The organism is Geodermatophilus sp. SYSU D00700 (genome assembly GCF_054050255.1).
In genome coordinates this window covers 275,973-289,399 of sequence record NZ_JBJGZA010000001.1, presented here as the reverse complement: position 1 = coordinate 289,399, position 13,427 = coordinate 275,973, and the positions used below count along the sequence as shown (strand labels likewise).

The window sequence follows — 13,427 nt, the reverse complement described above, 5'->3', positions numbered from 1 at the left end:
GAGCTGCCCGACGCGTCGCCAACGCTAGCAGCCGTTGGACCCCCGGGGCAGGGGGACGCACCCCCCGGTACGGCGCGTCCGCCCGGCGTGTCCCGCCGACGGGGCGGGCGGCGCGGCGCCGCGCGGGACCGGACGGACACCCAGGTCCGGGTGGGACACTGACCCCGGGACGGGCGGAAGGCCCCGTCACCGGCCCCCCGGGAGCCCCGATCCGGACCGGGAGGCCGCGGACCGGCATCCGAGGAGCCCCGTGACCACCGCCGCCAGCACCCCTCTCGACAAGCCCGCCGGCGCCACCGCCGCGGCCGCCGGTGCCCCGGTGCCGCCGTCGGCCGACGCCGCCCGGCTGGAACGGGCGCTGTTCGAGATCAAGCGGGTCATCGTCGGCCAGGACCGCCTGGTCGAGCGGATGCTGGTCGCGCTGCTCGCCCGCGGGCACGTGCTCCTCGAGGGCGTCCCCGGCGTGGCCAAGACCCTCGCCGTCGAGACGCTGGCCACCGTCGTCGGCGGGCGGTTCGCCCGGCTGCAGTTCACCCCCGACCTCGTGCCCGCCGACATCCTGGGCACCCGCATCTACAAGGCCGGACAGGACGCCTTCGACACCGAGCTCGGCCCGGTGTTCGCCAACTTCGTGCTCACCGACGAGATCAACCGCGCGCCGGCCAAGGTGCAGTCGGCGCTGCTGGAGGTCATGGCCGAGCGGCAGGTCTCCATCGGCGGCGTCACCCACCCGCTGCCCGACCCGTTCCTCGTGCTGGCCACCCAGAACCCGATCGAGTCCGAGGGCGTCTACCCCCTGCCCGAGGCGCAGCGCGACCGCTTCCTCATGAAGGTGCTCGTCGACTACCCGAGCCCGGAAGAGGAGCGCGAGATCATCTACCGGATGGGGTCGACCCCGCCGGTGCCCGAGACCGTCCTCGGCCCGGAGGACCTGCGCCGCATGCAGCGCGCGGCCTCCCAGGTCTTCGTGCACCACGCGCTGGTCGACTACGTCGTCCGGCTCGTCGTGGCCACCCGCCAGCCGCGCGAGCACGGCATGGACGACGTCGCCTCGTGGGTGTCCTACGGCGCCAGCCCGCGCGCCTCGCTGGGCCTGATCGCGGCCGGCCGGGCGCTGGCCCTGGTCCGCGGCCGCGACTACGTGCTGCCGCAGGACGTGCTCGACGTGACCGCCGACGTGCTGCGCCACCGGCTGGTGCTGTCCTACGACGCGCTGGCTGACGGCGTCCCGCCGGACCACGTGGTGAAGCGGATCCTGCAGACCGTGCCGCTGCCGCAGGTGACCCCCCGCCAGCGGGCCGGCGGCTACGGCCCCGCCGCGCCGGGCGGTCCGGCGGTGCCGCCGCCCGGGGCGCCCTTCGGCCCGCCGCAGGGCCTGCCGCCGTACGGCCCGCCCGGCTTCGCGCCCGGCGGCCCGGGCCAGGCCGGTCCCGGCCAGCCGGGCGCCGTCCCGGCCGGCCCGGCGCAGAACGGGTCGATGCCACAGGGCGGCCAGCCCGGCGCCGGCGTGCCCGGCGGCAACGGGCACGTCCCCGGCGCCCCGCAGGCGTGATCGGACGTCGCGGCCGCGCACGGGCCGGGGCGGACCCCGCCCCGGCCGGCGCGGTGGGGACGGCGACGGCGCCCGCGCCCGCGGGCACCCCGGGCTCGGGGATCGACCCGCGGGACGGCGACGGCTCGCCCCCGCACTTCGGCGAGGGCCCGGCCGACGTGCTGCTGCAGCGGCTGGAGCTGACCGTCCGGCGGCGGCTCGACGGGCTGCTGCAGGGCGACCACCTCGGCCTGGTGCCCGGCTCGGGCAGCGAGGCCGGCGACTCGCGCACCTACCACCCCGGCGACGACGTCCGGCGGATGGACTGGCCGGTCACCGCGCGCACGCAGGTGCCGCACGTCCGCGAGACGATCGCCGACCGGGAGCTGGAGACCTGGGCGGTGGTCGACCTCTCGGCCAGCCTCGACTTCGGCACCGGCCTGTGCGACAAGCGCGACCTCGCCATCGCCGGGCTGGCCGCCGTCAGCCACCTCACCGTCCGCGGCGGCAACCGGCTGGGCGCCGTCGTCACCACCGGGGAGCGGGTGGACCGCTACCCGGCGCAGGCCGGCCGGCTGGCCGCCGACCGGCTGCTGCGCGGGGTGGTGGCCACCCCGCGGGCCGCCACCGGACGCCGCGGCGACCTCGCCGCCGCCCTGGAGACGCTGCGCCGCCCGCCGCGCCGCCGCGGGCTGGTCGTGGTGGTCAGCGACTTCCTCGGCGACACCGACTGGGAGCGGCCGCTGCGCGGCCTCGGTGCCCGGCACGAGCTGCTGGCCGTCGAGGTGGTCGACCCGCGGGAGCTGGAGCTGCCCGACGTCGGCCTGCTCACCGTGCGCGACCCCGAGTCCGGGCAGACCCTCGAGGTGCCCACCGGGGACCCGGTGTTCCGCGCCCGCTTCGCCGAGGGCGCGGCCGAGCAGCGGCGGGCGATCGCCGCGGGCCTGCGCCGCGCCGGCGCCGGGCACCTGCAGCTGCGCACCGACCGCGACTGGCTGATGGACGTCGTGCGCTTCGTGGCCGACCGGCGCCGCGCGGGCAGCGGCGGGGCCTCCCGGTGACCGCCCCGACCCCCAGAGAGGTCCGCTCGTGAGTTTCCAGTCACCGCTGTGGCTGATCGCGCTCGTCCCCGTCGTCGCGCTGGCCGTCCTCTACGTGGTCATGCAGCTGCGCCGGCGGGTGTACGCGGCGCGGTTCTCCCAGACCGGGCTGGCCGCCGGGCTGCTGCCCAAGCGGGCCGGGTGGGTGCGGCACGTCGCGTTCGGCCTGACGCTGACCGCGCTGCTGGGCCTGGTGCTGTCGCTGGCCCGGCCGAGCACCGAGGTGCGGGTGCCGCGGGAGACCGCCACCGTCGTGCTGGCGCTGGACGTGTCGCTGTCGATGCAGGCCGAGGACATCGAGCCCAGCCGCTTCGAGGCCATGAAGGACGCCGCCTCGGACTTCGTCGACATCCTCCCCGAGCGGATCAACCTCGGGCTGGTGTCGTTCTCCGGCACCGCCTCGACGCTGGTCACGCCCACGACCGACCGCGACCAGGTGCGCGGGGCGATCGCCAACCTGGAGCTGTCGGAGGCGACCGCGATCGGTGAGGCGATCTTCACCTCGCTCACCGCGATCAGCACCTTCCAGTCCACCCTCGACGTCGGCGAGGGCGAGGAGCTGCCGCCGGCGCGGATCCTGCTGCTGTCGGACGGCTACAACACCGTGGGCCGGGAGAACACCCAGGCGACCGCGGCGGCGCAGGCGGCCGGGGTGCCGGTGTCGACGATCGCGTTCGGCACCGACTACGGGTCGATCGAGATCGGCGGCGAGGTGACCCCGGTGCCCATCGACCGCGACGCCCTGCGGCAGATCGCCGAGGAGACCGGCGGGCAGTACAACGAGGCCCGCACCCGCGCCGAGCTCGAGGCCGTCTACGACGACCTGGGCAGCCAGATCGGCTACACCACCGAGCCGCAGGACGTGTCCTACTGGTTCGTGCGGATCGCCACGCTGCTGCTCTTCGGCGGGCTGGGCCTGGCCGCCTGGCGCCTGCAACGGCTGTTCTGACGTGGCGCCCCGGCCGTCGTCGGTGGTGACCGGCGGAGCGCAGGGCGTCGGGCGGGCGATCGCCGAGCGGCTGGCCGCCGACGGCGAGGTGGTCGTGGTCGACACCGCCGCCGACCTCGGCTGGGTGCACGACCGGGTGCGGCTGGTCAGCGGCGACGCGCGCGACCCCGCCGTCCTCGACCGCGCGGCGGCCCTGGCCGAGGAGGCCGGCCCGCTGACCGGCTGGGTGGCCAACGCCGCGGTCTTCCGCGACGCCACGCTCACCTCGGCGACCACCGCGGAGGTGCTCGACCTGGTCACCGCGAACCTGGCCCTGGCCCTGGCGAGCTGCTCGGCCGCCGTCGGGCACCTCCGGGCGCACGGCCGGCCGGGGGCGATCGTGACCGTGTCCTCGCACCAGGCGCAGCGGCCGGTCCGCGGGGCGCTGCCCTACGCGACGGCGAAGGCCGCGGTCGAGGGGCTGACGCGGGCCGTCGCCGTCGACCACGGGCCCGACGGGATCCGGGCCAACGCCGTCGCGCTGGGCACGATCGCCACGGACCGGCTGGAGGAGTTCCGGGCCTCGCACCCCGGTGTCGACGCCGAGCTGGCCGCGCTGCACCCGCTGGGCCGGGTCGGCGCGCCCGCCGAGGTGGCCGACGTCGTCGCCTTCCTGCTGTCCCCGGCGGCGGCCTTCGTCACCGGCGCCGTCCTGCCCGTCGACGGCGGCCGGGCGGTCAACGGCCCCGACCCCGAGGCGCGCTGAGCCCGCGGACGACGACGGGCCGCCGGGGACGGCGTCGTCCCCGGCGGCCCGTGCTGCGCAGCGGTGGCCTCAGACGGTGAAACCGCGCTGGCGGCGGACCAGCTTCCGCAGCATGAAGATCGTCTGCAGGACGGTGAGCAGGTAGAGCACCGGCCAGCCGATCGACAGGATCGCCGACTGCACGCCGATGCTCTGCTGGCTCCAGGCGAAGATCAGCACGACGAAGGTGGCCGCCGCGCAGACCGCCGGCATGACGTAGGCCGACCCGCGGCCCCGCTCGGCCGCCGCCTGCGCCGCCCAGTTGTCCTTCTCCACCCGGGCGAAGAACTGCACCCACGCGGTGAGGAAGTGCCCCATGCGGACCCACATGTAGAGCTCGGCGGGCGCCACCAGCAGCGCGTAGAAGATGTCGCTGGCGCTCGTGTCGTGCATCGACAGCGCGATCCGCAGGTTGAGCAGCGTCGCCACCGCCGGCGGGATCAGCCAGACCGGGTTGAACACGAAGGCGTCGATCGACAGCGCCGCGGCAAGGAGCAGCAGGAAGCCCATCCGCGCGCCGATGTTGAAGACCATCGAGATGTTCTCGTACCAGCGCAGCCGCAGGTTCGGGTGCAGCGGCTGGCCCTTGCTGTCGCCGCGCTGGCCGGGCCAGAGCAGGTCGATGCCGCCGAAGTTCCACTTCACCTGCTGGCCGTGCAGCGCCCGCAGGGTGGTCATCGGGCCGACGAAGGCCCGGGCCCGCGCGCTGATCTTGGTGCTGAAGCCGGCGTCCTTGATCTGCAGCGAGAGCTTGGAGTCCTCGACCTCCGAGTCGCGCACCCACGGCGCGGACTGGTGGTGGCGGTACATGACCGTCTCGAGCGCGCGGACGCTGAACAGGCTGCACTGGCCGCCGAGCACGGCCATGTTCCGGCCGCGGACCAGGTTGTCCATGTTGAAACCGGCGAACTGCGCGCGCTGGCCGGCGACGAGGAACCGCGCCATCGCGCCGTGGACCCTCGACTTGTCGAAGGTGTAGATCGCCGACAGGCCGCCGATGCGCGGGTCGGTGACCATCTCCTTCTCCAGCCACTCCACGCAGCGCCGGTCGAGGGTGGTGTCGCCGTCGACGCCGAGGATGTAGTCGTGGCCGCGGCTGACGAAGTAGCCGTAGTTGAGGGCGCCGACCTTCTTGTCGGGGTTCTCGCCGATGTCGTGCACGTGCACGACGGTCCGGTAGCTCTCGCCCTTGACCACGCGGGTGTGCTCGCCGGCGAACTGCCCGGCGATCTCCGGGGTGTCGTCGTCGGTGTTGTTGATGACGACGTGGATGACGTCCGGCGGCCGGGTCTGGGCCAGCAGCGAGGTGAGGACGTCGGCGATCGTCGACTCCTCGTTGTACGCCGGGATGACGCAGCTGATCGTGGCGTGCCGCGGCTGCTGGTCGCGGGCCTCGGAGCCGCCGAACTCGGCCGGCACCAGCGAGCTGATGTCGGGGATCTCCTGGCCGCCGCGGGCCAGCAGGTGCGCGCGGTCGGTGGCGCGCCGGTTGCCGTGGACGACGAGCTGGGTCACGAGGGGTCCTCCTGCAGGAGCGGCAGCTCGAGGGTGTCGAGCACGGTCTGGCGGAAGTAGCGCTCCGCGCCGGGCTCGGTCTCGACCAGCAGGTCGAACTGGACCGAGACGGTGAGCGAGCCGGCGGCCGACGCGGTCCCCGGCAGGCTGAGCGCGGTGGTGTAGCTGAACGGCGGGGTGAGCGCGAACTCGCCGCGGTCCTCGGCGGCGAGGGCGCGGGTGCTGCCGTCGTCGGTGGTGGCCGCGAAGCGGGTCACCAGGACCTCGGCGTCGCCGTCCCCGCCCTCGACGTGCGCCGAGAGCTGGATGGTCTTGTCGTCCCCGGCGGTCCAGGTCGTGGCCTGTTGGTCGGTCCAGTAGTCGACGACGACGGTGCGGTCACCGGCCGGCAGCGTGCGGGTGAGCGAGCCGCTGTCGAGGTCGCCGGCCGGGCGGGCGGCCGCGGACGTCGTCGCCGCGGCCGTGGCGGCGTCGTCCTCGTCGGCGGCCGGCTCGGCCTCGGTGGTCTCGGCGGCCTCGGCGCTGAGGCCCGGGCTCATGCTGACGTCGGGCCACTCGCAGCCGGTCAGTCCGGTGAGCAGTGCGGCGCCGAGCGTGAACACGGCAGCGCGGGATCGGGGCATGGATCGGGACACGGTCTCCCCAGGAGCGAGCGATCGGGTGATCACCGGGGACCGGGCGCCGTTGCACACCCCCAGCAGTGGTCACCGGGGACGTTAGGGACGGTGACGGGGACCGGGCGAGACCCCGTGACCCCTGGGGGGGAGGCCCCTGCGGCGAGAGGTGCGGCCTCCCGGCGCATTCGCTCCTCCGCACGGCAGGAGGGTCCTTGACCTCCTGTGCGCTCCGGATCACAGTGATCCGGCACCGGGGTGGCCACCGGGGTGCACCCCGCGACGGAGGGGGTCACCGTGGGACGGGTCGAGGGGAAGGTCGCCTTCATCACCGGTGCCGCACGCGGGCAGGGTCGCGCCCATGCCATCCGGCTGGCGGAGGAGGGTGCCGACATCATCGCGGTGGACATCTGCCAGGACATCGCCACGGTGCCCTCCCCGGGCGCGACCGAGGCCGACCTGCAGGAGACGGTCAAGGCGGTCGAGGCGCTCGACCGGCGGATCGTCGCCCAGCAGGCCGACGTCCGCGACCTCGGCTCGCTGCAGCGCGTCGTCGACGAGGGGCTGTCCCAGTTCGGGCGCGTCGACGTCGTCTGCGCCAACGCCGGGATCGGCAGCTACGCCCCCGCCCTCGAGCTCACCGAGGAGCAGTGGCAGGACGTCGTCGACGTCAACCTGACCGGCGTGTGGAAGACGGTCAAAGCGGCGGTGCCGTCGATGGTGGAGCGGGGCGAGGGGGGCTCGGTCGTCCTGACCAGCTCCACGGCCGGGGTGATCGCCTTCCCCAACCTGGCGCACTACACCGCCGCCAAGCACGGGGTCGTGGGGCTCATGCGTGCGCTCGCCGTCGAGCTGGCGCCACACCGGATCCGGGTCAACTCGGTGCACCCCACGACCGTGGACACACCGATGGTGCAGAACCCGGCGAGCTACGAGCTGTTCACCGGGCGGCAGGACCTCAGCCGCGAGGAGGCGGAGCAGGCGTTCCGGCCGCTCAACGCCCTGCCGGTGCCCTGGGTGGAGGCGGTCGACATCAGCAACGCCGTCCTGTACCTGGCCTCCGACGAGTCCCGCTACGTCACGGGCACGACGATGATGATCGACGCCGGAGCGACAGCGCCGTACAAGATCCCGACCCAGGGCTGACGGGGCGCGGGTGCCGGGGAGGGGCCCCGGCACCCGCGGGCGTCAGCGGGTGGGGTCGAGGACGAGCTTGCCGGTGGTGCGGCGGGCGAGCAGGTCCTGGTGCGCCTCGCGGACGGCGGTCAGCGGGAAACGGCCGCCGCCGACCGGCTTCAGGGCGCCGTCGGCGACCAGCGGCAGCATCTCGCCCATCGCCTCGTCGAGCATGGCCGGCCGGCCGAAGCAGTGCGCCAGCCAGAAGCCGACGACCGCCCGGCTGGTGCCCATGAGCGCCGGCGCCTGCACCGGCTTCGGCGGGCGCCGGCCGGCCATGCCGTATGCCACGAGCCGGCCGAAGGGCGCCAGGGCGGAGAACGCGCCGTCGAAGACGTTGCCGCCGGTCATCTCCAGGACGACGTCGACCCGCTTGCCGCCGTTGGCCTCGCGCAGCGCGGCGGCGAACGCCTTGGGGTCGTCGTCGGCGAGGGCGGGGTCGACGCTGGCGTCGGCGCCGAGCTCCTCGGTCAGCGCGCGCTTCTCCGCGCTCGACGCGGTGGCGATCACCCGGCCCGCGCCCCAGCGCTTCGCCAACTGGACCGCCAGCGAGCCGACCCCGCCGGCGCCGGCGATCACGACCACCGACTCCCCGGCGGCCAGGTGGGCGCTGGTGCGCAGCAGGTGCCAGGCGGTGGTGCCCTGCAGCACGAGGGCGAGGGCCTGCTCGTCGGTGACGCCGTCGGGCACCGGCCAGGTCAGCCGCGGGTTGGCGACCACCTTCTCGGCGTAGCCACCGCTGCCCTCGAGCAGCCCGACCACCCGCTCCCCGCCGCCGGCCGGGCGGCCCACGAACTCGGCCCCGGGGACCAGCGGCAGCTGCTGCGGAGCCAGGTAGCTGTCCTCGGTCTGGTGGGTGTCGGCGTAGTTCACCCCCGCCGACGACACCTCGTAGAGCTGCTGGCCGTCGCCGGGGACGGGGTCGGGGAGGTCGACGACGTCGAGGACCTCGGGGCCGCCGAAGCGGGTGATCTGCACGGCACGCATGCGGCTGAGGCTAGGTCGTGCGGCGGGCGGGGCCCCGACGGCATCGATCGGCAGGCGCCGACGGTCCGCGCTGGCCCGCCCGAAGGGGGTGCGGTCCGGCCGGCCCCCACCGGCGGCGCGGCCGGGCCTGGGAGCATGGGCAGTCGCGTTGTCTGAGGGAGGACGAGTCCGACATGCCCAGAGCCCTGCTGCTGGAGAACATCGACCCGGTGGCGGTGGAACTGCTGTCCTCGGCCGGTTACGAGGTGGAGTCCCTGCGGGGCGCGCTCGACGAGGCCGACCTGGTCGCCGCCCTCGACGGCGTCGACCTGCTCGGCATCCGGTCGAAGACGCAGGTGACCAGGAAGGTCGTGGAGAGCTGCCCGGCGCTCGCGGCGGTGGGCGCCTTCTGCATCGGCACCAACCAGATCGACCTGCCCGCGGCGGCCGCGGCCGGCGTCGCGGTGTTCAACGCGCCGTACTCCAACACCCGCAGCGTCGTCGAGCTGGCCATCGCGGAGATCATCAGCCTCGCCCGGCGGCTCACCGACCGGGACCGCGCCCTGCACGACGGGGTGTGGGACAAGTCGGCGACCGGCAGCCACGAGATCCGCGGCCGGACCCTGGGCATCGTCGGCTACGGCAACATCGGCAGCCAGTTGTCGGTGCTCGCCGAGGCGCTGGGCATGCGGGTGCTCTTCTACGACCTCGAGGACAAGCTCGCGCTCGGCAACGCCGAGGCCTGCGGCAGCCTGGAGGAGCTGCTCGAGCGGGCGGAGACGGTGACGCTGCACGTCGACGGGCGGGCCGGCAACGCGGGCCTGTTCGGCGCCGAGCAGTTCGCCCGGATGCGCCGGCGCAGCCTCTTCCTCAACCTCTCCCGCGGCTTCGTCGTCGACCACCAGGCGTTGCGCGAGCACGTCCTCAGCGGGCACATCGCCGGGGCCGCCGTCGACGTGTTCCCCGACGAGCCCAAGGAGCAGGGCGACCCGTTCGACTCGGTGCTGCGCGGGCTGCCCAACGTCATCCTCACCCCGCACGTCGGCGGGTCGACCCAGGAGGCCCAGTACGACATCGGCCGCTTCGTCGCCGGCAAGCTGGCCGACTACACCCGCACCGGGACGACGACGCTGAGCGTCAACCTGCCCGCGGTGGCGCTGCACGGGTCCTCGGCGGCGCGGTTCGCGCTGCTGCACCGCAACGTGCCCGGCGTCATGGCCCGGGTCGACGCGCTGGTCGGCGAGCACGGCCTCAACGTGGACGGCCAGGTGCTGGCCACCCGCGGCGAGCTCGGCTACGTCGTCACCGACGTCAACGGCGAGCTGCCCCCGACCCTGCACGCCGCGCTGCAGGCACTGCCCGAGACGGTCCGCATGACGACGTTCGGCCAGTCCCGTGCCGGCTGAGCGGATCCTGGACGCGGCGACCCGGGTCGCCGACCTCCTGGTCGAGGTGCAGACGCAGGTCAACGGGCAGATCGACGCCGCGCTCGGTGCGCTGCTGCCCGGCGTGCTCGAGCGGCTCGGCGTCCGGCCGGCCGACGGCGCCGACGTCTCCGGGCTGGTCAACACGCGGATCACCGGCCTGAGCGTGGTCGTCACCCCGGCGTCGGTCGCGACGGTGCTGCCGCTGTCGGCCGCCTCCGCCGCGACCACCGCCGCCGGGCGCCGCGCGGTCACCGACATCGTCACCGGCCGCGACGACCGCCTCGCCGTGATCGCCGGCCCCTGCTCGATCCACGACCCCGAGGCGGCGTTGGTGTACGCCGGCTTCCTCGCCCGGATGCGCGAGCGGCACGGCGCGGACCTCGAGATCCTCATGCGGACCTACACCGAGAAGCCGCGGACGGAGGTCGACTGGAAGGGGTTCGCCTACGACCCCTTCCTCGACGGGTCCAGCCGGATCAGCGTCGGGCTGGTCGCCACCCGGATGCTGATGATCGCGATCACCGGCCTCGGCGTCCCGGTGGCGGCCGAGCCGCTGAACGCGCTGACCCCGCAGTACGTCAACGGCCTGGTCACCTACAACGGCGTCGGCGCCCGCAACGTCACCGACCAGACCGCCCGGGAGCGGGTGTCGGGCTTCTCGTCGGTCGTCGGCTTCAAGAACTCGCCCGAGGGGAGCATCGACGCCGCGATCTCGGCCGTGCTCACCGCGCGGGCCCCGCACGAGTTCCTCGGCGTCGACCCGCACGGGGTGTCGGCGCAGCTGTCGACGACCGGGAACGACACCGCCCACGTCATCCTGCGCGGCGACCGCCACGGCCCCAACTACTCGTCCGCGCACGTCGCCGACACGCGGCGCAGGCTGGCCGAGCGGGGACTGCCGGAGGTGCTCGTCGTCGACGCCTCGCACGGCAACAGCCAGAAGGACCACCGGCGCCAGCCCGCGGTGGTGCGCGACCTCGCCGGGCAGGTGGCCGGCGGGGAGCGGGCCATCCGCGGCGTCATGGTCGAGAGCAACCTGGTGGAGGGCCGGCAGGACCTCGACCAGCGGCACCCCGAGCGGCTGGCCCACGGCGTGAGCGTCACCGACGCCTGCATCGACCCCGCGACGACCGAGGCCGTGCTCGCCGAGCTGGCCGAGGCCGTCCGGGCCCGGCGGACCACGGGCTGACCGGCTCGTGCCGGCGCGGGCACGGCCGGTGACGCACCGTGCGCACGCGCCCGACTCCGGAGTACCGGTACGCACACCCCTCGCTCCCGTCCCCGGCTGGGAGCAGCATCGGCCGCCCAGCCCGACGGGAGGCCAGGAGGCGGTCGTGCCACACCCGAACGAGGTCCTGCTCCGGGACCTCTACGCAGCAGCAGCCGCAGGCGACGTCGAGACGCTCCGGCGCCTGTTCCACCCCGAGCTGGTCTGGCACGTGCCGGGCCGCAACGTCCTCGCCGGTGACTACAAGGGGTTCGACGAGGTGGTGGCTCTCTTCGGCCGCCTGGCGGCGCTGACCGAGGGCACCTTCCGGTCGGACCTCCACGACGTGGTCGCCGGCGACGAGCACGTCGTCGGGCTGCACACCGAGCGGGGGCAGCGGGCGGGGCGCTCCCTGGAGGCCCGCCTGGCGCTCATCGGGCACGTCCGGGACGGCCGCCTGTCCGAGGTGTGGGAGGGCCACCTCGACGCCGAGGCCTTCGACGCGTTCTGGTCGGACTGAGCGGGCCGGGAGCCCGCGGCCGGCTCAGACCGCGACGGCGGTGCCGCAGACGCCGCAGACCTCGAGGTGCTGCCGGCGCCAGCGCAGGACGGGCACGAAGAACACGCTGAACTGCCGGAACTGGCGGATCCGCGACCACACCGTGGTGTGGGAGCAGCGCGGGCAGGTCCGCAGCTGCCCGGGGCCGAGGTGCTGCTGCTTCGTGCCGAACCCGAAGAGGAGGAACACCGGGTCAGCGTAGGCAGCGCAGGCCCGCCCCGCCGGGCCTGCGGACCAGGCCCGTGGCACCCTCGTTCCGTGGTCAGGGTGGGGTTGGTGCTGGGCGGGGGCGGCGTCGTCGGTCAGGCCTACCACGCCGGCGTCCTCGCGGTCCTCCAGCACGACTTCGGGTTCGACGCCCGCGGCGTCGACGTCGTCGTCGGGACCTCGGCCGGGTCGATCACCGGCACCCTGCTGCGGGCCGGGGTCTCCGCCGAGGACCTCGCGGCCTGGACGGTCAAGGCGCCGCTGTCCGGCGACGACGACGTGCTCAAGACCATGGCCGCGACCGTCGTGCCCGAGCTGGCGCCCTTCCGGCCGCTGGAGGTGCTGCGCCGGCCGCTGCGGCTGCCCGGCCCGCACCTGATCGCCCGGGCGGTGGCCCGGCCGCTGCGGTTCAACCCGATGGCCGCCGCCATGACGCTGCTCGCGCCGGGGCAGCACGACGTCGTCGAGCAGCTGGCCGCCCTGCGCGAGGTCGAGGGGCCCGGGTGGCCCGAGCGTGACCTCTGGATCACCGCGGTGCGCCGCCGGGACGGGCGCCGGGTCGTCTTCGGCCGCCCGGGGGCACCGCCGGCGCCGCTGCACCTGGCCGTCGCCGCCTCCTGCGCGGTGCCCGGGTACTTCGCCCCGGTGCGCATCGGCCGGCACGCCTACGTCGACGGCGGCGTGCACTCCGCGACCAACGCCGCGGTGATGCGCAACGCCGGCGTCGGCCTCGTGCTCGTCGTCGCCCCGATGAGCGGGTCGCCGGGCTGGCGGCCCGACGTCACCGCCGCCGTGCGCCGCTTCTCGCAGCGGGTGCTCGACCGTGAGGTGCGGGCCCTGCACACCGCCGGCATCCGGACCGCGGTCTTCACGCCGGGCGCCACCGAACAGGAGGCGATGGGCGCGGACATGATGTCGCGCAACCGCCTCGACGAGGTCATCCAGCAGTCGTTCATCCAGGCCGGCGCCCACGCCGCGACGCCCGAGGTGGCCGCGCTGGTGCGCGAGGCCGCGACGCGGAGGGCGCCGTGACCGCACCCCGTGAGGTCGCCGAGGCCTTCAGCCGGCACCGCTTCCGCGAGGTCTACGCGGCCCTGGCCCCCGACGTCGTCTGGACCGCCGTCGGCACCCGGCAGTTCGTCGGCCGGCAGGCCGTGGTCGACGCGTGCGAGGAGACCCTCGCCGCGCTCGCGGCCACCGACGTGGAGTTCACCCGCTTCGTCGTGGTGGCCGACGGCGACGCCGCGGCCGTGGACACCGTCGCCCGCTACACCGACCGCGGCGGCACGTCGGTGGTGGCCTCCTGCGACGTCTACGAGTTCCGCGGCGGGGCGCTCTCGACCATCACCTCCTACGACGTCGAGCTGCAGACGCCCGGCTGACCACCCGCGG

Annotated in this window: 14 protein-coding genes; 10 read left to right on the top strand and 4 right to left on the bottom strand. The window is 74.9% G+C overall.

Annotated features, from left to right (window positions below; all coding sequences use genetic code 11):
* Positions 1-250: 250 nt before the first annotated feature.
* From ACI79V_RS01380 to ACI79V_RS01365, 4 genes are read left to right on the top strand one after another with little or no spacing between them, the layout of a single operon-like run.
* On the top strand, positions 251-1,552 hold the full coding sequence (locus ACI79V_RS01380; RefSeq protein WP_456886132.1) for an AAA family ATPase: 1,302 nt from the start codon (positions 251-253) through the stop codon (positions 1,550-1,552).
* Positions 1,549-2,592, top strand: a complete 1,044-nt coding sequence (locus ACI79V_RS01375; RefSeq protein WP_456886130.1) for a DUF58 domain-containing protein — start codon at positions 1,549-1,551, stop codon at positions 2,590-2,592. The genes ACI79V_RS01380 and ACI79V_RS01375 overlap by 4 nt, the downstream gene beginning before the upstream one ends.
* Positions 2,593-2,620: 28 nt before the next feature.
* Positions 2,621-3,580 (top strand): VWA domain-containing protein, encoded by a 960-nt coding sequence (locus ACI79V_RS01370; RefSeq protein ID WP_456874173.1) that lies wholly within the window; start codon positions 2,621-2,623, stop codon positions 3,578-3,580.
* A gap of 1 nt (position 3,581) precedes the next feature.
* Positions 3,582-4,325, top strand: a complete 744-nt coding sequence (locus ACI79V_RS01365) for an SDR family NAD(P)-dependent oxidoreductase (protein WP_456886128.1) — start codon at positions 3,582-3,584, stop codon at positions 4,323-4,325.
* 69 nt (positions 4,326-4,394) lie between these two features.
* On the opposite strand, the gene ACI79V_RS01360 is transcribed toward ACI79V_RS01365, so the two are convergent.
* Both ACI79V_RS01360 and ACI79V_RS01355 read right to left on the bottom strand, forming a co-directional pair.
* On the bottom strand, positions 4,395-5,879 hold the full coding sequence (locus ACI79V_RS01360; RefSeq protein ID WP_456886125.1) for a glycosyltransferase family 2 protein: 1,485 nt from the start codon (positions 5,877-5,879) through the stop codon (positions 4,395-4,397).
* Entirely contained in the window at positions 5,876-6,502 is a 627-nt protein-coding gene (locus ACI79V_RS01355) for a hypothetical protein (RefSeq protein ID WP_456886123.1), read from the bottom strand. Before ACI79V_RS01355 ends, ACI79V_RS01360 begins: the two co-directional genes overlap by 4 nt.
* Positions 6,503-6,790: 288 nt before the next feature.
* Between ACI79V_RS01355 and ACI79V_RS01350 the strand changes: the two genes are divergently transcribed.
* Positions 6,791-7,639, top strand: coding sequence for a mycofactocin-coupled SDR family oxidoreductase (locus tag ACI79V_RS01350; RefSeq protein ID WP_456886121.1), 849 nt, complete (start codon positions 6,791-6,793; stop codon positions 7,637-7,639).
* 42 nt (positions 7,640-7,681) lie between these two features.
* Here ACI79V_RS01350 and ACI79V_RS01345 read toward each other — a convergent pair whose 3' ends face one another.
* On the bottom strand, positions 7,682-8,656 hold the full coding sequence (locus ACI79V_RS01345) for a quinone oxidoreductase family protein (protein WP_456886120.1): 975 nt from the start codon (positions 8,654-8,656) through the stop codon (positions 7,682-7,684).
* 173 nt (positions 8,657-8,829) lie between these two features.
* On the opposite strand from ACI79V_RS01345, the gene serA reads away from it, so the two are divergent.
* The 3 genes from serA (at position 8,830) to ACI79V_RS01330 (ending at position 11,789) form a co-directional block, all read left to right on the top strand.
* Positions 8,830-10,041, top strand: coding sequence for a phosphoglycerate dehydrogenase (serA, locus tag ACI79V_RS01340; RefSeq protein WP_456886118.1), 1,212 nt, complete (start codon positions 8,830-8,832; stop codon positions 10,039-10,041).
* Entirely contained in the window at positions 10,031-11,251 is a 1,221-nt protein-coding gene (locus ACI79V_RS01335; protein WP_456886116.1) for a 3-deoxy-7-phosphoheptulonate synthase, read from the top strand. The genes serA and ACI79V_RS01335 overlap by 11 nt, the downstream gene beginning before the upstream one ends.
* Positions 11,252-11,396: 145 nt before the next feature.
* Positions 11,397-11,789, top strand: a complete 393-nt coding sequence (locus tag ACI79V_RS01330; protein ID WP_456886113.1) for a nuclear transport factor 2 family protein — start codon at positions 11,397-11,399, stop codon at positions 11,787-11,789.
* 24 nt (positions 11,790-11,813) lie between these two features.
* Here the strand turns inward: ACI79V_RS01330 and ACI79V_RS01325 are convergent, their stop codons facing one another.
* The gene (locus ACI79V_RS01325; RefSeq protein ID WP_456886111.1) at positions 11,814-12,017 is read right to left on the bottom strand and encodes a zinc-ribbon domain-containing protein; all 204 of its coding nucleotides are present in this window, start codon (positions 12,015-12,017) and stop codon (positions 11,814-11,816) included.
* A 69-nt stretch (positions 12,018-12,086) separates the two neighbouring features.
* Here ACI79V_RS01325 and ACI79V_RS01320 point away from each other — a divergent pair, with 69 nt between their 5' ends.
* Both ACI79V_RS01320 and ACI79V_RS01315 read left to right on the top strand, forming a co-directional pair.
* Complete coding sequence (locus ACI79V_RS01320; RefSeq protein WP_456886109.1) at positions 12,087-13,067, top strand: patatin-like phospholipase family protein; 981 nt, start codon at positions 12,087-12,089, stop codon at positions 13,065-13,067.
* Positions 13,064-13,417 (top strand): nuclear transport factor 2 family protein, encoded by a 354-nt coding sequence (locus tag ACI79V_RS01315; RefSeq protein ID WP_456886107.1) that lies wholly within the window; start codon positions 13,064-13,066, stop codon positions 13,415-13,417. Before ACI79V_RS01320 ends, ACI79V_RS01315 begins: the two co-directional genes overlap by 4 nt.
* Positions 13,418-13,427 lie beyond the last annotated feature (10 nt).

Coding starts and splice junctions, on each gene's coding strand:
- ACI79V_RS01355 (WP_456886123.1), bottom strand. CDS start 6,502: ATGCCCCGATCCCGCGCTGCCGTGTTCACGCTCGGCGCCGCACTGCTC.
- ACI79V_RS01345 (WP_456886120.1), bottom strand. CDS start 8,656: ATGCGTGCCGTGCAGATCACCCGCTTCGGCGGCCCCGAGGTCCTCGAC.
- serA (WP_456886118.1), top strand. CDS start 8,830: ATGCCCAGAGCCCTGCTGCTGGAGAACATCGACCCGGTGGCGGTGGAA.